Source organism: Pseudomonas sp. NBRC 111138 (genome assembly GCF_001320835.1).
In the GTDB taxonomy this organism is placed as follows: Bacteria; Pseudomonadota; Gammaproteobacteria; order Pseudomonadales; family Pseudomonadaceae; genus Aquipseudomonas; species Aquipseudomonas paracarnis.
The window spans coordinates 13645-34827 of sequence record NZ_BCBO01000019.1 but is presented as its reverse complement, the minus strand read 5'-3'; the positions used below and the strand labels follow the sequence as shown (position 1 = coordinate 34827).

The 21183-nt window shown below is 62.3% G+C and carries 19 protein-coding genes and 1 pseudogene; 14 read left to right on the top strand and 6 right to left on the bottom strand.

Annotated features, from left to right (window positions below):
- The first annotated feature begins 452 nt into the window (after positions 1-452).
- From APH41_RS03800 to APH41_RS03775, 6 genes are read left to right on the top strand one after another with little or no spacing between them, the layout of a single operon-like run.
- Positions 453-2870 (top strand): TonB-dependent siderophore receptor, encoded by a 2418-nt coding sequence (locus APH41_RS03800; protein WP_054917523.1) that lies wholly within the window; start codon positions 453-455, stop codon positions 2868-2870.
- A 19-nt stretch (positions 2871-2889) separates the two neighbouring features.
- Positions 2890-3861, top strand: coding sequence for an amino acid ABC transporter permease (locus tag APH41_RS03795; protein ID WP_054898355.1), 972 nt, complete (start codon positions 2890-2892; stop codon positions 3859-3861).
- The gene (locus APH41_RS03790) at positions 3854-4627 is read left to right on the top strand and encodes an amino acid ABC transporter ATP-binding protein (protein ID WP_054917521.1); all 774 of its coding nucleotides are present in this window, start codon (positions 3854-3856) and stop codon (positions 4625-4627) included. Before APH41_RS03795 ends, APH41_RS03790 begins: the two co-directional genes overlap by 8 nt.
- Positions 4628-4645: 18 nt before the next feature.
- Complete coding sequence (locus APH41_RS03785; RefSeq protein ID WP_054917520.1) at positions 4646-5569, top strand: ABC transporter substrate-binding protein; 924 nt, start codon at positions 4646-4648, stop codon at positions 5567-5569.
- Positions 5570-5579: 10 nt separating this feature from the next.
- Positions 5580-7163 (top strand): FAD-dependent oxidoreductase, encoded by a 1584-nt coding sequence (locus APH41_RS03780; protein ID WP_054898357.1) that lies wholly within the window; start codon positions 5580-5582, stop codon positions 7161-7163.
- An 11-nt stretch (positions 7164-7174) separates the two neighbouring features.
- Positions 7175-7597, top strand: coding sequence for a RidA family protein (locus APH41_RS03775; protein ID WP_054917519.1), 423 nt, complete (start codon positions 7175-7177; stop codon positions 7595-7597).
- 9 nt (positions 7598-7606) lie between these two features.
- Here the strand turns inward: APH41_RS03775 and APH41_RS03770 are convergent, their stop codons facing one another.
- The 3 genes from APH41_RS03770 to APH41_RS03760 form a co-directional block, all read right to left on the bottom strand.
- Complete coding sequence (locus APH41_RS03770; protein ID WP_054917517.1) at positions 7607-8179, bottom strand: HD family hydrolase; 573 nt, start codon at positions 8177-8179, stop codon at positions 7607-7609.
- A gap of 85 nt (positions 8180-8264) precedes the next feature.
- Positions 8265-8822, bottom strand: coding sequence for a helix-turn-helix transcriptional regulator (locus tag APH41_RS03765; protein WP_034128210.1), 558 nt, complete (start codon positions 8820-8822; stop codon positions 8265-8267).
- A 93-nt stretch (positions 8823-8915) separates the two neighbouring features.
- Positions 8916-9752: a 5'-nucleotidase, lipoprotein e(P4) family gene (locus APH41_RS03760; RefSeq protein WP_054917514.1), complete on the bottom strand. Its 837-nt coding sequence runs from the start codon at positions 9750-9752 to the stop codon at positions 8916-8918.
- 172 nt (positions 9753-9924) lie between these two features.
- Between APH41_RS03760 and APH41_RS03755 the strand changes: the two genes are divergently transcribed.
- Positions 9925-10344, top strand: coding sequence for a hypothetical protein (locus tag APH41_RS03755; protein WP_054917512.1), 420 nt, complete (start codon positions 9925-9927; stop codon positions 10342-10344).
- A gap of 260 nt (positions 10345-10604) precedes the next feature.
- On the opposite strand, the gene APH41_RS03750 is transcribed toward APH41_RS03755, so the two are convergent.
- Positions 10605-11681: an aldo/keto reductase gene (locus APH41_RS03750; protein WP_054898365.1), complete on the bottom strand. Its 1077-nt coding sequence runs from the start codon at positions 11679-11681 to the stop codon at positions 10605-10607.
- 216 nt (positions 11682-11897) lie between these two features.
- Here APH41_RS03750 and APH41_RS03745 point away from each other — a divergent pair, with 216 nt between their 5' ends.
- The 5 genes from APH41_RS03745 (at position 11898) to APH41_RS03725 (ending at position 16227) form a co-directional block, all read left to right on the top strand.
- Complete coding sequence (locus APH41_RS03745; protein ID WP_034128205.1) at positions 11898-12530, top strand: glutathione S-transferase family protein; 633 nt, start codon at positions 11898-11900, stop codon at positions 12528-12530.
- Positions 12531-12701: 171 nt separating this feature from the next.
- Complete coding sequence (locus APH41_RS03740; protein WP_054917511.1) at positions 12702-13622, top strand: LysR family transcriptional regulator; 921 nt, start codon at positions 12702-12704, stop codon at positions 13620-13622.
- Positions 13622-14506 (top strand): LysR family transcriptional regulator, encoded by an 885-nt coding sequence (locus APH41_RS03735; RefSeq protein ID WP_054897397.1) that lies wholly within the window; start codon positions 13622-13624, stop codon positions 14504-14506. The genes APH41_RS03740 and APH41_RS03735 overlap by 1 nt, the downstream gene beginning before the upstream one ends.
- Positions 14507-14586: 80 nt before the next feature.
- On the top strand, positions 14587-15519 hold the full coding sequence (locus tag APH41_RS03730) for a pyridoxamine 5'-phosphate oxidase family protein (RefSeq protein ID WP_054917510.1): 933 nt from the start codon (positions 14587-14589) through the stop codon (positions 15517-15519).
- Positions 15520-15822: 303 nt separating this feature from the next.
- Positions 15823-16227 carry a RidA family protein gene (locus tag APH41_RS03725; RefSeq protein ID WP_054897401.1) on the top strand — a complete coding sequence of 135 codons (405 nt, stop codon included), beginning with the start codon at positions 15823-15825 and terminating at the stop codon, positions 16225-16227.
- 107 nt (positions 16228-16334) lie between these two features.
- Here the strand turns inward: APH41_RS03725 and APH41_RS03720 are convergent, their stop codons facing one another.
- Positions 16335-17822 (bottom strand): aldehyde dehydrogenase family protein, encoded by a 1488-nt coding sequence (locus tag APH41_RS03720; protein WP_054917509.1) that lies wholly within the window; start codon positions 17820-17822, stop codon positions 16335-16337.
- A gap of 235 nt (positions 17823-18057) precedes the next feature.
- Here APH41_RS03720 and APH41_RS03715 point away from each other — a divergent pair, with 235 nt between their 5' ends.
- Positions 18058-19227 carry a p-hydroxyphenylacetate 3-hydroxylase oxygenase component gene (locus APH41_RS03715; RefSeq protein WP_032901980.1) on the top strand — a complete coding sequence of 390 codons (1170 nt, stop codon included), beginning with the start codon at positions 18058-18060 and terminating at the stop codon, positions 19225-19227.
- 56 nt (positions 19228-19283) lie between these two features.
- Positions 19284-19757: pseudogene (locus APH41_RS03710) on the top strand (flavin reductase family protein); the annotation flags it as partial.
- A 32-nt stretch (positions 19758-19789) separates the two neighbouring features.
- Here the strand turns inward: APH41_RS03710 and APH41_RS03705 are convergent.
- The gene (locus APH41_RS03705) at positions 19790-21112 is read right to left on the bottom strand and encodes a hypothetical protein (RefSeq protein ID WP_054917508.1); all 1323 of its coding nucleotides are present in this window, start codon (positions 21110-21112) and stop codon (positions 19790-19792) included.
- Positions 21113-21183 lie beyond the last annotated feature (71 nt).

Below are 21183 nucleotides of genomic sequence, written 5' to 3'. Positions count from 1 at the left end.
AGTTACCGTTGCGGTGGGGGCGTGTCAGCAAGTGCATTTTGACTGGCCCACAGTCATCAGGAGCACGCCCCCTCCCACACTTTGAGCGTTCTGCGCGCTCAGATTAAAAATCATTTTTATGAATAATTATTTTTATAAATAATGAAAGTACAGAATATTAGCTTATGCCCAAATAGCATTATATTTTTAAAATCCATTCCGTTATGTTTGATCCCAACAGCCTACCCCTGACCTCGGATGGTACCCAGCGTGATTCAGATTCTGCGCGCCTGACCGGGTAATCATCCCGCCGCCGCAGAGTCGTTGGACGGGAGCTCAACGTATGTTGCCACTTCAAACCCCTCGCTTGCCCCACACCTAGCCCAAGCCGCATCGCTCCTTTGAACACCGGCCACGCCGCGCCAGGCGCGTGCCTGCCCGACTTTGCGATTTGGAAAAAGCTGGGAATGGATATGAAGCAAATTCTGCAACCTACTGCTGCCCTGACCCTGACCCTGACCCTGACCCTGACCCTGTCGCTGTTCGCCGCAGCAGCCCAGGCCCAGGATGACAGCACCTTGTCGACGGTCGTCGTGACCGGCAACCGTGGCGCCGAGCAGCGCACGGTCACCAGCAGCCCGGTGCCGATTGACGTGGTCAGCGCCCGGCAATTGCAAAACACCGGCAAGCCCGGATTGATGGAGGCGTTGAGCGCGGTGATCCCTTCGCTGACCCTGCCGGAAAAAACCGGTTGGGACGCCAGCGGCATTGCCCGGGCACCTAACCTGCGGGGTTTGAGCGCCGCCGAAGTGTTGGTGCTGGTCAACGGCAAGCGCCGCCACACCAGTGCCACCTTGAATATCAACGGCATCAACACCGGCGCGGCGCCGGCTGACCTGGACCTGATCCCCATCAGCGCCATCGACCATGTCGAAGTGCTGCGCGATGGTGCGGCTGCCCAATACGGGTCTGACGCCATCGCCGGGGTGATCAACGTGATCCTCAAGGCCGACACCCGTGGTACCTCGGTGACCCACGCGGGCCTTGGCTACGACGGCAAGAAACAGACCGTGCAGCAAAGCCTAAACAAGGGCTTCGAAATCGGCAACGGCGGCATCGTGCAACTGGCCCTGGATGCGCGCAGCCAGAACGATGACAACAAGGCCAGCGCCAACGGCTACACCTATGAGCAAGCCTATGGCCTGGCGGGCAAGTCCACCTATGGCGGCTACGGTACGCCCAAGACCAACCTGCTGACCCTGGGCTACAACGCCGAGTTGCCGATCGACGACAGCCTCAGCCTCTACTCCTTTACCACCTACTCGCGACGCAAGGCCGAGCAGGGGCAGAACTTCCGTCTGCCGACCATCACCAACACCATCACCACCGGGCCTAACGGTTACCCGGCCGGGTACACCCCGACCTGGTACATCGACGAGGACGACTTCCAGGCGGCGTTTGGTGGCAAGGGCACTGTGGGCGAGTGGGACTGGGACTTGTCTACCACCTATGGGCGCAACGAAGCGGAGCAGGGCACCACCCACAACCAGAACCCTTCCCTGGGCGAAGCCACGCCGAACAGCTTCACCTCCGGTACCTGGATTTCCACCGAGCTGACCACCAACCTGGACTTCAAGCGTGGCTTCGACATCGGACTGCAAAAGCCCTTGGACCTGTCCTATGGCTTCGAGCATCGGCGCGACACTTACGAGGTGCAAGCCGGCGATTACGCGTCTTATGCCAATGGCGGTTACTGCGTGGCGCCGGGTAACTGTGCGTCGTCCGGGGCACAGGTCACCAACGGTATTTCACCGGACGAAGAAAGCAGCGCGTCACGCAACAGCCTGGCCGGTTACGTGGATGTGGGTTTCAACCCCATGCCGGACTGGTACGTTGGCACGGCGGTGCGTTATGAGCATTACAACGAGGGCGTGGGCGCCACCCGCAGCGGCAAGCTGACCACCCGCTACGACTTCACCCCGCAGTTCGCGGTGCGTGCCACCGTGAGCAATGGCTTTCGTGCGCCGTCCCTGGCCAACAGTCTGTTCAGTGCGCGCTCCACCACCTATGGCGTCGTCGATGGGGTGTATCAGTCGATCAACTATGGCGTGCTCCCCGTGGGCTCGGCGGCGGCCCAGGCGCTAGGCGCGCAGGCGTTGAAGCCCGAGCGCTCCACCAACTTCAGCCTTGGTTTCACGCTCACGCCCACCGACCGCCTGAGCTTCACCGCCGATGCCTACGTGATCAACCTGCGTGACCGCATCACCCTTACCGGCACCTTGCTGGGCCCGGAAGTCACCCAGGTGTTGCAGAACAACGGCATCAACTCCACCTCCGGCGGCCAGTACTTTATCAACGGCGCCGACACCCGCACCAAAGGTCTGGACCTGGTCAGCAGCTACAACCAGGACCTGGGCGCGTTCGGCGCGCTGAAGTGGACCGCCGCGTTTAACTGGAACCAGACCCAAATCCTCAACTACAAGGAATCCACCCACATTCTTGGTACCTCCTACGACCTGATGGACCGCCAGGCGCGCAACCTGATCACCGGCGTGCAACCCAACACCAAGCTGATCCTGGGCGGTGACTGGAGTATCGAACGCTTCAACCTCAACCTGGCCCTGACCCGCTACGGCTCGTACAAGGAAGTGAACTCATCGGCCAATCGTGACCTGGACCGGGTCTACAACGCCCGCTGGATCACCGACCTCGACCTGGGCTACAGCCTCACCAAAGACCTGAACATTGCCATCGGCGCCAAGAACCTGTTCGACCTCTATCCCAAGAAACAAGGGGTGCCGAGCAGCACCATGGTTGCCAGCTACGGCACCTATTCGCCCTACGGTTTTACCGGTGGGTATTACTACACCCGGCTGACTTACGCCTTCTGAGGCCTGCGAGGAAAAGAACATGCCCATTGTCGCCAAACCCTATGACCTGCTGGATGAAGTCAGCGCCCAACCGCTGCGCCAGCGCCGTGCCGCCACGCCAATCAAGGCGTTGCGCGTGGTGCCGGCCCGGCACCCCTGGCGCTGGGCCGGGTCGATTTTCGCCGCGCTGGTATTACTCGCCATCGTGCACTCCCTGGCCACCAACCCGCGCTGGGAATGGGGGGTGTTCGGCCAGTGGTTCTTTTCGCCCTCGGTGCTGCGCGGGTTGGGCCAGACGTTGCTGCTGACGCTGTTGAGCACAGTGTTCAGCATCCTGCTGGGTACCGCGCTCGCCCTGGCGCGGCTGTCGGGTTCGCCGTTGCTGGCGGCGTTGGCCTGGGGCTATATCTGGTTTTTCCGGTCGATGCCGGCGTTGCTGGTGCTGATCATCCTCTACAACTTTGCCTACCTGTACGACCACATCGTGCTAGGCGTGCCGTTCACCGACCTGGTGTTCGCCGAGTGGTCGACGGTGGATGTGCTCAGCCAATTTACCGTGGCCGTCCTGGGCTTGAGCCTGATGCAGGCGGCCTACGCGGCGGAGATCATTCGCGGTGGGCTGATTGGCGTGGATGCCGGCCAGCATGAGGCGGCGGCGGCCTTGGGGCTGCCGGCCTCTCGACGCATCTTCCGGATCATCCTGCCCCAGGCGCTGCGCTCGATCTTGCCGTCGGGGTTCAACGAAATCATCGGCCTGGTCAAGGGCACCTCGATTGTCTACGTGCTGGCCTTGCCCGAGCTGTTCTATACCGTGCAGGTCATCTACAACCGCACCCAGGCGGTGATCCCGTTGCTGATCGTCGCCACGGTCTGGTACCTGATCATCACCACCGTGCTCACCAGCGCCCAGTACTACGTCGAGCGCCACTTCGCCCGGGGCACCGCGCGGGTGCTGCCACCCACGCCGTTGCAGCGCGTGCGCCGCTGGTTCAAGGAGAAGGCCCATGCCTGAAGCACGCGCCGGGCGCATTCAGATCCAGGGCGTGGGCAAGCGCTTTGGCAACCAGCAGGTACTCGATCATATCGACCTGAGCATTGACCCTGGCAAGGTCACGGTGATCCTCGGGCCGTCCGGCTCGGGCAAGTCCACCTTGCTGCGCACCATCAACCATTTGGAGAAGATCGACAGCGGGCATATCACCATCGACGGTGAGTACGTCGGATATCGGCGCAAAGGCGACCTGCTTTTTGAACTCACCGAACGCGAGATTCTCAAGCGCCGTGTCGACGTGGGCTTCGTGTTCCAGAACTTCAACCTGTTTCCCCACCTCACCGCCTGGGAAAACATCGCCGAAGCGCCCCTGGCGCACAAGCGCTGGAGCCGGCTGCAGGCCCGTGACAAGGCCGATGAATTACTCGCCAAGGTCGGCCTGGCGGACAAGGCCGACGCCTACCCGCGCCAGCTCTCCGGCGGCCAACAGCAACGCGTCGCCATCGCCCGGGCCTTGGCGCTCGACCCCAAAGTGCTGCTGTTCGACGAGCCCACCTCGGCCCTCGACCCGGAACTGGTGGGCGAGGTACTGGACGTGATCAAGGGCCTGACCCAACTGGGCGTGACCCTGGTGATCGTCACCCATGAGATCGGCTTTGCCCGCGAAGTGGCCGACCACGTGGTGTTCCTCTGCGACGGCCAACTGATCGAAGAAGGCCCGCCCGAACAGATCCTGCGCCAACCCCGACATCCCCGCACCCAGGCCTTTCTCGGCAAAGTGCTTTAGTTCAAGGAGTGACTGCCCATGTTTATCACCACTGCCCGTGTCGTCCTGCTGGCAATTGCCGGGGCCGCTGCCCACAGCGCATTTGCCGTGCAACAGGTCGACCTCAGCCCCGATCGCCCGCGCATCCATGCGCCACGCAATGAAGCGGCCATCGCGCAGATCCCGCCCGGCTTCAAGTTCGCCCAGCCGGGCAAGTTCACCGTGGCCGTGTCAGGCGTAGCCGGGCCACCGCTGGCGCTGCTGGCCAGTGACGACAAGACCACCATCGGCAGCGAGGCCGACACCGCCCAATTGGTAGCCGACAGCCTTGGCCTGCAACTCAACGTAGTGCAGACCAGTTGGGAAGACTGGCCCCTGGGCGTCAGCTCGGGCAAATACGACGCGGTGATCAGCAACGTCACCGTGACCGAGGCACGCAAAAAGCGTTTCGACTTCGCCACCTACCGCCAGGATGTGCTCGGGTTTTACGTCAAGAGCACCAGCAAGATCAGTGAGATCAAGCAGGCGGCGGATATTGCCGGGCTGAAGATCATCGTCGGCTCCGGCACCAACCAGGAAAAAGTCCTGCTGGCGTGGAACGAGGCCAATGAGAAAGCCGGCCTCAAACCTGCGTTGTTGCAGTACTTCGACGACCAGGCCGCCGCACAACTGGCGGTGCAGTCTGGGCGCAGCGACGCACTGTTCGGGCCGAACTCGGTGTATGCCTATTCGGCAGCGATCACCGGCGGCATCAAGCGTGTCGGCACCGTCAATGGTGGCTGGCCGTTGCAGGCGGATATCGCGGTGACCACGCGCAAGGACAACGGCCTGGTGCAGCCGATCCACACGGCACTGCAGGGTGCGATTGCCGGCGGCCAGTACGAGCAGGTGCTCCAACGTTGGGGCCTGGATGTCGAGCGCGTCGATAAGTCGCTGATCAACCCACCGGGCCTGCCGGACTAGGAGCATCGACATGGGACTGACACGACGTGAAGCGCTATCGAGTATTGCCGCAGTCGGCGGTGAGAAGGCGGTCAAGGACGCATTGGCGGTGTTGGGCCTGGGCCCATCGTCACACCGCCGACCGCAACCGCTGAAACTCAAGGACGACCTGGGGCAGGGCACTCGGGTTCTGGTGCTGGGCGCCGGAATTGCCGGGCTGGTCACTGCGCTGGAGTTGACACGCGCCGGCTTCAGTGTGCAGGTGCTGGAGGCCCGCGAGCGCGTGGGTGGCCGCACCTGGACCCTGCGTAACGGCGACCGCGTGGACTATAAGGACGGTCGCTCGCAGACGGTGGGGTTTGACCCAGGCCAGTATTTCAACGCCGGGCCGGCGCGCATCCCCAGCCAGCACCGCACGATCCTCGACTATTGCAGTGAGCTTGGCGTGCCGTTGGAAGTGCTGGTCAACAGCAGCCATGGCGCCCAGGTGCGGCCGGACCTCAGCCAAGCGGCGTTCAGTGTCGGCCAGGCGCTCAACGATACCCGCGGGCATCTGTCGGGGTTGCTGGCCAAAGCGGTGCAACGCGACGCTCTCGATGATGTATTAAGTGGCGAAGAGCGCACACGCCTGCTCGGTTTTTTGCAGGTGTACGGTGACCTGTCCCAAGAGTTGGCTTTTGAAGGCACCCTTCGCTCCGGGCACCTTGAATCTGCCGCCCACCCTGGCGCCTTGCCCGCCCGCCATAAACCGTTGGGGTTGGACCGCTTGCTGCACCCGGAACTCTGGGGCGCTCTGTTACACACCGAATTTCCGGAGTTTTCGGCCACCATGTTCCAGCCAGTGGGCGGCATGGACCGCATCACCGAGGCCTTCTACCGACGCGTGCAGGAGCAGGTGCAACTGGGCGCCCAGGTGCGGCAGATCCGCCAGCTGGAGGACGGCGTGGCGGTGACCTACCACGACCAGCACAGTGGCCGTGAACAGGTGGTGCGTGCCGACTTTCTGGTCTCCACCTTGCCGCTGCCCCTGCTGGCCAAGCTCGATACGGACTTCAGCGCGCCGGTCAAGGCGGCCCTGCTCAGCACCCGCAGCGACCAGGCGACCAAGGTGGCCTGGCAATCCCCGCGCTTTTGGGAGACCGACTACCGTACCTACGGCGGCTTGTCGTGGATCGAGCACCCGGCGCGCCTGCTGTGGTACCCCAGCAACGACCTCAACACCCGCGAAGGCGTGCTGGTGGCCGGTTACGTGACCGGCGAGGGCGCTGACGTGTTTGGCGGCCAGCCCCTCGATCAGCAGTACGCCGCTTCCCGGCAAGCCGTGGAGCTGTTGCATCCAGGTTATTCCAGGCACTTGCGCAATCCTCTGGCGGTGTCCTGGGAGCAGATCCCCTACAGCGAAGGCCCGTGGTTGCAACGCGAACACTTCCCCGCCGAGGCCCACGCCCTGCTTGAACAGCCCCATGGCCGGGTGTACTTCGCCGGCGACGGCCTGGTGCAGAGCGGCGTGGGTATCTGGCAGGAATCGGCAGCCAACTCGGCGCGCCATGTGGTCGCGCAACTGGCCGAGCGCATCACCCAACAACACCAACTCGCGGCGTTGGCCGCATCCTGAGGAGCCTCACCATGAGCGACAGCATCCAACGCACCAGCGTCGGCGAATTCCCCATCTCGCAAACCGTCACCGTGCCGGCCTCGGCCAGCCTGGTGTTTGTCAGCGGCACGCTGCCGGACCCCGCCGACCCGAAGGTGCCTGGGCTGTATGGCGACACCGAAGTGCAGAGCGTTTCAGTGTTCAACAAACTGCGCCAGATCCTGCGCCAACACGACCTGGACCTGGGCGACATCGTGCAGTTACGGGTGTTTCTGGTCGGCGCCGAAGAGACCGATGGCAAGCTGGATTTTGCCGGGTTGCAGCGCGGCTATACCCAGTTCTTTGGCACGCCCGAACAGCCAAACAAACCGGCGCGCACCGCGTTGCAAGTAGTGGCGTTGCCGTTGCCGGGGGCGTTGGTGGAGGTGGAGGCGATTGCGGCCAGGGCGGTGTGATCACACCCGTCACTCTGCGGCGTGGAGCCTTTGCTCTGTCGCTTGATCGATCAGTGCTCGCAACGCTTCGAACAAGGGTTGGGCATCTGTGTGTTTTTTGCCGTAGGCCAGGTTGAAGGCGTAATCGAAATCGGGAGGGTTCAGCCCCTGGGTGTGCTGCAGCAGGGTCTCCAGTTTGTCCATGGCCTTGACGGCTTTTGCTTCCGGCGAAAGCGCGTTCTCGTAGTCATCCCATAACGCCAGGATCTCGGCTTTCAGGGGGCTGTCCAGGGACTGCGCCAAGAGCAGCAGATCGCGCCGTTCCTGTTCGCCCTTGTTGGGAAAGGCCACCTGATTAACCGCAGGGACATCGCCGTGGATGGCTTCGCCCAAATCGTGGATAACGCACATCTTGAGGATTTTCAGCAGGTCCAGGCCGGGCAATTGATCAGCGAACACCATCGCCATCAGACACAGGCGCCAACTGTGTTCGGCCGTGCTTTCAGTGCGACCCGAAGCCGTGTGGGCGCTTCTGAGCACATCCTTGAGTTTTTCCGCCTCGCGCAGAAAGTCGAGACGACCTTTGATTTTTTCCATGTCCATGCTGCTGCCCCGCAAGGTCGATTGTGCAGGTAAGCCTAGGTGCGGGAGTGCAGATCGTCCACGCATAAAATATGCGCGGCGGGCTTTATAGTGTTTCGACCAGGCGTGCTGCGCTGCCATCGCTCAGGGTCATGCGTGTCCAGCGACAGATGCTGGGGCGTATGGGCACGAGGTTGGAATCGTTGCTTCCAGTGGCGAACTCAAGAGCCGGTGGCGCCTGGGTTTCGCGCCAGCCGGTGTGCTCCAGGCTGGCTTCGATCAGTTGGATTTGCGGCGTTGCGAAGCGCCACAACGACTGGCCCATAAGCTCGGCGAGCGGGCTGCTGAACTGGCGTGCGCGGGAGGGCGAGCACGCGAGCAGGCGGTGAGTCAGGTCGCATACCAGGTGCATCGCTTGTGAACTCTCACTGACCAGCCGGGCCAATGCCTGATCGGCGGCTGCATCAAGCCGGGCTGCCAACAGTTGCTCTAGCTGCTGATGCGCAGCCGGATCCATCGCTTGTACGCCACTTTCCCAGCGCGAAATAGTCGATTGCGTGACGTTGAACAACTGCGCCGCATGACTTTGCTTGATGCGGTGCAGCAAACGCCACCGCCGCAGCGCAATGCCGGGCAAGGCAGGCTTGAGCAACGAGTGAGGCATCTGTGATTCCTGAGTTGGCGGGCTGATGATGAGTGTGATGACAAGAGGGCGGTGGTGCAAATGAGTGGGATGAACGGCCCACATGGTTACTCTCTATTCTTGCAACAGCAATGCCTGCTGCTTGAGCCTGCGTTTTTGCGCAAACGGCAAGCTCTCATCATCCCCATACGGCGCGCTATACCAGTTGCCGTAGCTCGGGTTGGGCAGCAGGAACCAACGCTGGCCTAGCCAATTCACATAGGGTTCGACGGCCTTGCGTTGTGCATCCAGGGTGTTGTGTTCGGCTTGCACAAAGTCTCCCAGCGAGTCACCTGCCATCAACAGCACGCGGGCATGGTTGGCGACCCACTGGCGACGACAGTTCTTGCCATAACCCGCGCTTTCGCAGTGGCCGGTGGGGGTGCTGGCCGCCAGGATCTGTTCGTCGCTCTCAATCGGAAAGCCGCGCAAACGCAGGTTTTTGGCGGTGGCCGCGACCTGGCTGTGTTCGCGGTTGGTGAGGTAGTACACCTTGACACCTTTTTGTCTGGCCGCTTGCAGGAACGCCACGGAACCTGGCAGCGCCTGGGCCTTGGCCTGCTCGACCCAGGTATTCCAGCGATCGTAGGAATAGACCTGATTGTTGATGATGTCGCGAGCGTTGAGGGGCACGTTGTCCAACAGCGTTTCGTCGATGTCCACCACCACGGCCGGGGGCAAGCCGGCCAGGTTGCGTGGGGCAAAGGGCAGGGCGTCCCAGCTCGGGTCGGCCAGGGCGACATCCAGTTGGCGGGTGGCGTTGGCGAAGAGCTGGCGGTAGATCAGCTCGTGTTCGATAGAGGTCTGAGTCCAGAGCACGGCGTCGAGTTGGTCGTTGGCAGGCGGGTGTTGCTGGCAGCCCGCGAGGGCGGTGGTGAGCAAGCAGAGGCTGGCGAAGAACAGGTTGCGCATTGGGCTCGGTCTCGAAGAACGTGGTGGCGTGGTCTGCACGCCAGTCTAATCACTTGAGAGGCTCGCGGCTCGTTGCCGTTTCGGAATCGTCTTAAAGCCAGGCTTCACCCTTGGCGGGTAATGTAGCGAGCGTTGAAGGATCGTCGTCGCTGCCCATCTGCCAGGTTTGCCTATGTCCAATAAAACATTACGTTTTCTGATCGCCGACGGGGAGCATTTGCAGCGGGTCAAGATCGAGAAAATGCTCAACCAGTTGGGCTATTACCGTATCGCCCCCTTGAGCTCATTCGAAGAAGTGCAGGCGCTGACGCGCTCGAACGGCGTGATGTTCGACCTGTTGATCATCAACACCGCGCTGGCGCTTTCGCGCCAGTTCGACCTGCTGAAGTTCTGCCGTGAGAACCCGATGATCCGGCATGCGCTGATCTACGACGGGCAGTGCGCGCAGCGGTCAGTGGTGCCGGTGTCGGCCAGCCAGACCTTGCATCTGTCGTTGTCGCAATCGCCAGATCTCAACTCCCTGTGCCGCTGCCTGGAAATGCTCGACCCGGCGGCGATGGCGCGTGTCGCCGGGATGTCACCCAAGCGTTGAGCTTCATTGCTTTGAGTAGATGGCGATGCCGAACCTGTGGCGAGGGAGCTTGCTCCCGTGACGCCCTGACCGCCTGCGCATATCTACCCGAAGTCCCTCGATCCAACTGTGGCAGCGGGCTTGCTCGCGAAAGCGGTAGGTCAGTCGCTGCATCTGTTACTGCACCACCGCTTTCGCAGGCAAGCCAGCTCCCACATTGGATCTTCGTTGCTTTGAGCATTGCGTTCGCTTAATTCATCGGCATTGGAGCGGGTGCTGTTTTACTTGTCCTGGCGCGCATCCAGGGTTTTTTGATGCTCGGCCAGGAAGGGTTGCTCCGCTGGATCAAAACGATCAATCCCGGCAGTGAAGCGGTGCCAGTAAGGGTACAACGGCTGACGGCGAGTGACGGCTTCGATGCGCGCCGACTGCTCTTCGGTGAGTTTCAGCTCGGTGGCCGCCAGGTTATCGCGCAGGTGTGCTTCCGTACGGGCGCCGATAATCAGCGAGGTGATCCCCGGGCGATCCTTGAGCCAGGCCAGGCAGGTGCGGGCGACCGAGACGCCGTGTTCATCACCGACGGCGGCGAGGGTCTCGATAATGTCCAGCGCACGTTCCTGGTCGTGGACGTAGGGTTCCGGCCAACCGCTGCCCTGGCGGGTATTGGCGGGCGGCTTGTGCCCGCGTCGGGTCGTGCCGGTCAGCAAGCCTTCGCCCATCGGGCCCCACACCAAAGTGCCAACCTGCTGGTCCAGGGCCAACGGTAGCAACTCGTACTCGGCCTCGCGGGATTCCGGGGTGTAGTAGATCTGCTGGGTAATCGGCTTGAGCATGCCGTGCAGTTCAGCCTTGCCCAGGGTTTTCATCATCTGCCAGGCGGTGAAGTTGCTGGTGCCGAAGTAGCGGATCTTGCCCGAGCCGACCAACAGGCGCAGGGCTTCCAGGGTCTCTTCGATTGGCGTCATGCCGTCCCAGTTGTGCAGTTGGTACAAGTCAATGTGGTCGGTGCCCAGGCGCTTGAGGCTGGCTTCGCAGGCGCGGATCAAGTGGTAGCGCGACGAGCCGGAGTTGTTGGGGTTGTCGTCCACCGGGCTGCGGCCTTTGGTGGCCAGCAGAATGTCGTTGCGCTTGTCGCCCAGCGCCTTGCCCACCACTTCTTCGGCCAGGCCGTGGGAATAGAGGTCGGCGGTGTCGACCATGTTCACCCCGGCGTCGAACGCCATATCGAACATGCGCTTGGCCAGGGGCACGTCCACCGCACCGCATTTTTCAAACTCTGCGCGACCGCCAAAGGGCACGGTGCCCAGGATGATTTCCGATACCAGCAGGCCGGAATGACCCAGTTGTCGGTACTGCATGTTGCCTCCTACTTAACGTTGCACGTGAAGGTGTGAACGACGGGGGCGGCGATAGTTTGAATTTTTTCATGAAATCCTCGCGCCAGGCTTGGCTGCGACGTGCACGAGGGATTGTTTCGCTGGATGAAATGCTGGATTGTGAATCCTGGTCATTCCGCCAGACATGGCAGTGGTAGAACATCCCTGGCGTCGATACCCACTCATTTGGAGCCTGTCATGACCCAGCCTGCGATCAAACTCTATGGTTTCCCCCTGTCCGGCCATTCCCACCGGGTCGAACTGATGTTGTCCCTGCTGGGGCTGGCGAGTGAATTTATCCTGGTGGACCTCAAGCAAGGTGCGCATAAAACGCCTGAGTTCCTCACCACCCTGAACAGCTTTGGCCAGGTGCCGGTGATTGATGACGGCGGCACGGTACTGGCCGACTCCAATGCGATCCTGATTTATCTGGCCAGCACCTATGGCCGCGGCGAATGGCTGCCGAGCGACCCTGTCGGGCAAGCCCGGGTGCAGCGTTGGCTCTCGGCCGCCGCCGGCCCACTCCATGCCGGGCCTGCCACGGCGCGCTTGGCCACGGTGTTTGGCGCCGAGGTGGACACTGTCAGTGCAATCAACCGTGCCCATGCCTTGCTGAGCGTGATGGAACAGCAACTGAACCAGAGCCGTTTCCTCGCCAGTGAGCAGCCCAGCATTGCCGATATCGCTTTCTACACCTACGTGGCCCATGCGCCGGAAGGCAATGTGTCCCTGGCCGACTACCCTGAGGTACGCGCCTGGCTCGCCAGCATCGAAGCACTGCCGGGTTTTGTGGGCATGCCGCGCACGGCTGTCGGTTTGCAATCGAGTTGAAGCCCAACACCTGTGGCGAGGGAGCTTGCTCCCGCTGGGCTGCGCAGCAGCCCCACCAAGGCTGCCGTATTTATTCAGCCAAACCGCGCTGGCAGCTTTCAGGGCCGCTGCGCGCCCCAGCGGGAGCAAGCTCCCTCGCCACAGGGGGACACATAATCAGAAGGCGTAAAGATGGATCGATTTCATGAAATGCAGGTGTTCCTGGCCGTGGCCGAGGAGGAGGGCTTCGCTGCTGCCGCCCGGCGCCTGAACACGTCGCCGCCCAGCGTGACCCGCGCCATTGCCGCCATGGAACAACGCATCGGCACGCAGTTGCTGGCGCGCACCACCCGCAGCCTGCACTTGACCGAAGCCGGCCAGCGTTACCTGGACGATTGCCGACGCATCCTTGCCGAGCTGGACGAAGCCGAGGAAGCGGCGGCGGGCAGCTACTCCATCCCGGGCGGCCAGTTGACGGTGACCGCACCGGTGCTGTTTGGCGAGCTGTATGTGGCGCCGGTACTGGGGGATTATCTGGACCGTTTTCCGTTGGTGAGTATCAACGCCTTGCTGGTCGATAGGGTGGTCAATATGACCGACGAAGGTGTTGACGTGGCGGTGCGTATCGGCCACCTGCAGCAATCCGGGCAGCAAGCGATCAAGGTCGGCGAAGTACGCCGGGTGGTGTGCGCATCGCCGGCTTATCTTGACCAACACGGGCGCCCCCGGCGCCCCGAGCAGTTGCGTGAGGCCAAGCTCGTCACCTCATCGTCCAGCCAACTGGTCAGTGAGTGGACATTCGTTGACGCCGGCCAGCCGCTGAAGGTACCCATCGAGCCACGCCTGGTTGTCACCGCCAACAATGCCGCGATCAACCTGGCCCGCCTGGGGTGGGGCATGACGCGGGTGCTGTCTTATCAAGTCGCGGCAGCGGTGGCGGCGGGGGAACTGGAACTGGTACTGGAGGATTTCGAACCGGCGCCGCTGCCGATCCACGTGGTGTTCCAGCAAAACGGTCGAGTACCGGCCAAGGTCAATACGTTTGTGGATTTCCTCAGCCATCGCCTCGGGCAGGACCCGGCCCTGAACGCCGCGACCAAGCAGCGTGCCTGATGGAGCGTTATCGCGATATGCAGCTGTTTGCCGCGCTGGCCGGGCAACCCAGCCTGGCGTCGGCGGCACGTCATGCGCAGGTTTCCGGGCCGACGCTGGTACGTGCAGTTGCGCGCCTGGAGGCACGCCTGCGCGTGGTGTTGCTGCAACGTAGTACACGCGGTGTCAACCTGACCGATGCAGGCCAGGCTTACCTTGCCGACTGCGTGCGCCTGCTGGCAGCGGTGGACGCGGCCGAGGCCTCGGCCAACGGTTTGCATGTGCAGGCCCAGGGCGACCTGCGGATATTTCTGCCGTTACTGTTCAGCCGCTATGTCATGGCGCCGCTGTTGGCCGGTTATGCGGATCGCTACCCAGCGGTGCGTGTCATCGCGCATTACCACGACTATTTCCCTAACCTGCACGTAGAGGGGTTGGACGTAGCGGTGCTGGTCGGCGAATTGCCCAGTTCGTCGCTGATTGCGCGGCAAGTCGGGCAGGTGGGCACTGTCCTTTGCGCCAGCCCCGCTTACTTGGCGATCCGGGGCGAGCCCCGGCATCCGGCTGAACTCAAGCAGCATCATCTGATTGCCAGCGCCGACCCGGTGCACTGGGATTTCCCGCATTACACCCTCAAGGCTCGCGCCCGGCTGCGTTGCGCCACTGTCCAAGGCGCGATCAATGCAGCGGTGCAGGGGGCGGGCGTGATTCGAGCCTTGAGTTACCCACTGCACGAACACCTGGCGAGCGGCCAGTTGCAGCGCCTGTTGCCTACCTTCGAGTTGCCGCCGCAGCCGGTGCATGTGGTCTACCGCGAAGGCCGTCATGCGTCGATGCGCGTGCGCAGCTTTGTCGACTACTGCGTCACCGCGTTGCGCGAGCATCCGGCGTTTCAGTTGGCGTAATAGTGGATTGCCCTGGGTGGGCATTCTCTCTGTCACGGCATGGGCGCAGCATCTTCAGTATCTAACCGGAGGTGAGCGCCATGTACTCGATTGAACCATCCCCTTGGCATGTCGGCGAACGACACATGCAGGAAAGTGCCGGCGTTTCTGAACGCATGGCCATGATCGGGCCCAAGGTCATTCGTGATCATTTGCCTGAGCAGCACCGCGATTTTTATCCGCTGCTGCCGTACTTGATCGCGGGTGTGGTGGACGAACAAGGCATCCCCTGGGCAACGATGCTGGAAGGCGCTCCAGGGTTTGCGCATTCACCGGACCCACACACGCTGCAGATCGACAGCCTGCCCGCCAAAAGCGATCCCGCCTGGGCTGGGATAGCGGATGGCGCGGCGATCGGCCTGCTGGGCATCGACCTCAACACCCGCCGCCGCAATCGCATGAATGGCCGGATCGGATCGCTTGAGGATGAGGGCTTTGCGGTGGACGTAGTGCACACCTTCGGCAATTGCCCCAAATACATCCAACTGCGGCCCGTCGCTGGCATTGCACGCAAACCCGGCAACCTGGCCGAGCGCAGCCGCCGCCTGGACGATGCGGCTCAAGCGCTGATCCGCCAAGCCGACACCTTCTTCGTCGCCAGCTACGTCGACCAGCACGGCGAACGCTCGGTGGACGTTTCCCATCGCGGCGGCAACACGGGGTTTGTGCGGGTGGAAGGCAACGTACTGACCATCCCGGATTTTGCCGGCAACCTGTTCTTCAACACCCTCGGCAACCTGCACGCCAACCCGGTGGCGGGGTTGTTGTTTGTTGATTTTGAGACCGGTGACGTGCTGCAAGTGGCCGGGCGTACTTCGTTGATCCTGAGCGGGCCGCAAGTGGCTGAGTTCGAAGGCGCGCAGCGCCTGTGGACGGTAACGGTGGAACATGTGGTCCGCCGCCCGGCAGCATTGGCGTTGCGGTGGCAATTCGCGGAGTTTTCGCCGCACAGCCTGGCGATGGGTACTTGGTAGCCTGGCGCACTCTCCCAGGCGCAGCCTATCCAGTGTGGGAGCTGTCGAGCCCCAGCGAGGCTGCGATGGCGGCGGCACGGTCAACATATTCATTGCCTGACCCACCGCTATCGCGGCCTCGCTAAAGCTCGACGGCTCCCACAGGGGAATGTCATTGTCCGCTGGGTTTGCGCGTTTTCATCAGGCCCCCGGGCATTCCCGGTTCAGCGCTTCCCCCATGAAATGTTGCTGGATGTTGAACCGTCAGCGTGGGCAGAGTCTCTAGGTTAGCCTTGTCTTCCTACTGACAAACAAGGATTGGTCATGCAACGAAAGGTCATTAATCCCACGACGGTATTCAACTCCCTGCAATACGGTTTCAGCCAGGCCATGGAAGTGCCAGAGGGTCGGCGGATCATGCTGTCCGGGCAGGTGGGGGTTGATGCTCAAGAGCGTACGGTGGGCCCAGGTATTGCCGAGCAGACGGCCACGGCGTTGGACAATGTCGAAAAGGTGCTGACCGAGGTGGGAGGCGACCTGTCTCATGTGATCATGCTGCGGCTGTATATCGTCGAATCTGCCCGGGATCAGCAGGAGCCGATTGTCGAGGCGCTGCGCCAGCGCTTCGCGCACAACCCGCCGCCGTCTTCGTGGATTATCGTCAGTGGGTTGTCGTTGCCTGAGTGGTTGATCGAGGTTGAGGCGGAGGCGGTGGTTCCATTCAGTTAGGGCTTTTGCAGGAGCGAGCTTGCGAAAAAACCATAGCCGCCGCACTTATTCAGGATGCACGCGTTATCGTTGACGTTTTTCGCGAGCAGGCTCGCTCCTACAGCCATTCAATACCGAATCATCACCGACTTAAGCTCGGTGTAATCCTCAATAAACGCACCACCAAACTCCCGGCCTAACCCCGAAGACCGGCTGCCGCCAAACGGCACCGCCGGGTCGAGCAGGGTGTGCATGTTCACCCACAAGGTGCCTGCCTTGATCGCCGGGATCATGCGCAGGGCCTTGCCCAGGTCGTTGGTCCACAGGCTGGCACTCAACCCGTAGGGCCCGTGGTTCATCAGCGCCAGCAGTTCGTCTTCGTCGTCGTAGGGCAGGAAGGTGGCGATGGGGCCGAAGGTTTCTTCGTTGAGCAGGGTGTCGTGCAGGTGGTTGGCCAGGATCACGGTGGGTTCGACGTAGCAGCCGGGACGGTCGATGAGGTGGCCGCCGTGGATGATCGTGTTGTTTTCGGTGCGGGCCTGGTTGAAGTAGCCGAGCAGTTTTTGTTGGTGTTGCTGGTGGGTCACCGGGCCGAATTCGGTGTGTTCATCCAGGGGCGAGCCGATGATCAGGCGGCTGAGACGCGCCTTGAGTTTTTCCAGCACGGCGTCGATTTGCGAGCGGTGCACGAAGAAACGTTCGGCCGCTGCGCAGATTTGCCCCGAGTGCAGGAAGCCCGCTTCGATAATGCCATCCACCGCTTTGTCTACATCCATGTCGTGCAGGAAGCCGGCGGCGTTCTTGCCACCCAGTTCCAGGGTCGCGCGGGTCAGCCCGGCGCCCATGGCACTGCGGCCTACTGCAATACCGGTGGGTACTGAGCCGGTGAAGGACACCTTGTGCGTGCCGGGATGTTCCACCAGCCCCTTGCCGACATGGCCGCCGCCGGTCAGCACGTTGAGCACCCCCGCCGGCAAGCCGGCGTCGATGGCCAGTTCGGCGATGCGCAGCAGGGTCAGCGGCGTGAATTCGCTGGGCTTGATGATGATGCTGCAGCCGGTCACCAGCGCCGAGGCCAGCTTCCAGATGGCGATCATGGTCGAGAAATTCCACGGCACAATGCCTACCACCACGCCCACCGGTTCGCGCAAGGTGAAGGCGGTGTAACGCTCGCCATTGAACGAAGGCAGGGAGGGCGTGAGGGTCTGGCCGCTGAGCTTGGTGGCCCAGCCTGCGTAGTAGCGCAGGAAGTGCGCGGCCTGGTCGACCTCAAAGGCGCGGGAAATCTGGATGATCTTGCCCGACTGGCAGGTTTCGATCTGCGCCAGTTCTTCGCGGTGCTGTTCCAGCAGGTCGGCCAATTTAAGCAGCACGTTGCCGCGGATGGCGGGCGCAGCCTGGGACCACAGCTGAAAACCACGGTTGGCAGAAGCGACCGCAGCGTCGATATCCGCCAGGTCAGCATCGGCCACGTCGGCGATCACCTGGCCGGTGGCGGGGTTGGTCACGCTCAGGCGTGCGTCGGTGTGGCTGTGCACACTGGCGCCGTCGATAAACAGCCCATGGCGGCGACGCAAAAAGGCTTCCACTTGAGGCAGCAACGGGATATCGCTCATGGCAGGTTCCTGGCAGTTCACAAAGAAACCCCGAGGTTAACCAACGCACTGATAAGCGGCTTGACTGTGCCTGCCAGCTTTTATGCCTGTGCCTGCCGTGCTTGTGAAAAGTACAAGCTTGCCTGCCGAACGTGCATTTCCCGCCTGCACGACCCGTTTGATACTGGCCCTGCATCCCGCGCCGTTCCACGATTCGGAGCGCCTGCCGGACTTCCAATAATAAGCAGGGCCGTCCATGAAAAAGCCAAACCCGCTCCTCGAAGACCTCAAGCCTCTTCTGCCTGCCATTGCCGCGAACGCCAGCCGTGCCGAACAGCTGCGCCAAGTGCCGGATGAGAATATCGCGCTGCTCAAAAGCATCGGCCTGCACCGCGCCTTCCAGCCCAAGGCATTCGGTGGCCTGGAACTGTCGCTGCCCGAATTCGCCGACTGCATCGCCTTGCTCGCCGGCAGTTGCGCCAGCACCGCCTGGGCCATGAGTTTGTTGTGTACCCATAGCCATCAACTGGCGCTGTTCTCGGCGCAGTTGCAGGAGGAGATCTGGGGCGCCAACCCGGATGCCACGGCCAGCAGCAGTATTGCGCCGTTCGGTCGGGTGACCGAGGGCGAGGGCGGCGTGTACTTCAGTGGTGAGATGGGCTGGAGCAGCGGCTGTGACCATGGCGAGTGGGCGATTGTCGGCTGCCGTCGCCAGAATGCCGAAGGTACCCAGGATTACTGCTTTGCCGTGCTGCCGCGCAGTGACTATCAGATCCGCGATGACTGGTTCGCGGCCGGCATGAAAGGCAGCGGCACCAAGACCCTGATCATCGACAACGCCTGGGTGCCTGAGCACCGGATCCAGAAGGCCAAGGACATGATGGAAGGCAAGTCCGCAGGCTTTGGTCTCTACCCAGACAGCCAGATTTTCTACGCGCCGTACCGGCCGTATTTCGCCAGTGGTTTTTCCACCGTCAGCCTCGGCGTGGCCGAGCGCATGCTGGAGGTGTTCCGCGAAAAAACCAAAAACCGTGTGCGCGCCTATACCGGTGCCGCCGTCGGCGCAGCGACCCCGGCGCTGATGCGCCTGGCCGAGTCCACCCACCAGGTGGCCGCTGCTCGGGCGTTTTTGGAGAAAACCTGGCAAGACCACGCCGAACACAGCGCCGCCCACCGCTACCCAGCGCGAGAAACCCTGGCGTTCTGGCGCACCAACCAGGCCTACGCCACCAAGATGTGCATCGAAGCGGTAGACCGGCTGTTCGCCGCCGCCGGTGGCAATGCCTGGTTCGAACACAACGAAATGCAGCGCCTGTTCCGCGATGCCCACATGACCGGCGCGCATGCCTACACCGACTATGACGTGTGCGCGCAGATCCTTGGCCGTGAGCTGATGGGCCTGGAACCCGACCCGAGCATGGTGTAGCTGCGTTTTCCCTACAACAATCAGGGCGGCCCATAGAGGCCACCCGGGAGTCTTGCATGTCCGACGTATTCGACCCACGAGCCTTTCGTCGTGCCTTGGGCAATTTTGCCACTGGCGTGACCGTGGTCACCGCCGCCACCGCCTCCGGGCGCAAGGTGGGCGTGACGGCCAACAGTTTCAACTCGGTATCCCTCGACCCGCCGCTGGTGCTGTGGAGCATTGACAAGCGCTCCAACAGCCATGCCGTGTTCGAGGAGGCCAGCCACTTTGCCGTGAATGTCTTGGCGGCGGACCAGGTGCACCTGTCGAACAATTTTGCCCGCCCCCGTGAAGACCGCTTCGCCCTGATCGAGTACGAGCCGGGGGAGGGTGGCTCGCCGGTATTCGCCGATTGCTCGGCGCGTTTTCACTGCGAGAAATACCAGCAGGTGGACGGCGGCGACCATTGGATCATGATCGGCAAGGTGGTGGCCTTCGATGATTTTGGCCGTGCGCCGCTGCTCTATCATCAGGGCGCCTATGCCGAGGTCCGGGCGCTGCCTCCCTGCGCGCCCGAAGCAGTTTAGAACGGCACGGCGACCACCAGTTGGCTGTAGACATTGGTGCCGTTGCCGCCGACCTGATTGCCACCGGTATCGGCTGATTTATCGGGTTTGTACAGGCCCAGCAGCGGCGTGATGATCAGGTGCTCGTTGACGGCCCATTCGGCATACAGGTCCAGTTCGCGGCCATCCAGGTTCAATTGGCCGCGGGTACTGACGGTGTTGTAGTCGAAGAACAGCGCCCCCAGGGTGATGTTCTCCAGTGGTTTGACCTTGAGCGCCACGTGCTGCACGGCGGTATTACTGTTGAAGGGGCCGGAATAGTTGCCCGCCACTTCGCCCTGCACCCAGGTGCCGTAGCCACGGTTGAAACCTGAAAACATGCCGTCCCAGTTCTTCGAATAACGGGCGTAGCGGTAGGTCAGGTCCGGTGACCACGGCAGGTTGGCGAAGGTGTAGCCGGCTTCGGCGTAACCGGCATTTTCCTGGCCATCGCGACGGCTTTGGCGCGCCAGTTCGAAGGCGAAGTGCGCGTTGTCGATACCGGCATTGCCGGTGCCGCGCAGGCTGTAGAGGTTCATGCCTTTGCGCTGGCGCTGCAGGTCGGTGGCGAAGCGCTCATCCACATCGATGCCGTGAATATAGGTCAACCCCAGGGTGCCCGGCGCGGCACTGTATTCCAGGGTGCCGGCGGCCATTTCGGTGAGGGCCTGGGCGCGGTTGTCGGACTTGATCCACATCAGGCTGCCGTGCACACCGTCCTTGCCGCCCAGGCGAATCACCGCCGTCTTATCGAAGGCATGGCGTGCGGCGATGTAGTAGGCGCCGCCGCGATTGAACTCGCCGTCGCCGACGCCATTGCCCAGGTTGGGGCCGTCGTCGTTAAGGATAAAACCGTCGCCGAGCATGATGATCTGGCGACCGAACGACAGGTCCAGGCCGTCCTTGCCCAGCGCCGGTAACAACTCGCCAGACCGCCAGCCGGCGAAGGCTTCGTCAAACTTGGTGGTGCGCTCGGTGCCGTTGGTCAATCCGGCCGCATCGCCGTCGCCCCAGGTACCGGAACTCACCAGGTTGGCCGTGCCATACACACCGCCCAGGTTGCCCAGGCGCTGTTCGACGCTCAGACCGTACTTGATGAACGCCTCACGCCAAGTGGCGCCGCCGCTGCGCCCATCGTAGTTCTTCGGGCTGTTGAACATACCGTACACGGCGAGGAAGTTGCCGGTGACCTGGGTGTCGGCGTCCGCATACAACTCGATGGCCTGCGCCTGGCCCACCAACAGTGCCACGCCCAGGCCGACCGTCTGGCGCAGGCAGCGGTTTTTCAGTGTGTGCTCCATTGTTATTGCCCCCATCTTGGTTAAGAGTGAGGGCGCATTAGGGCGAGCGGTGTGAGGCCAAGTCTTTTCCC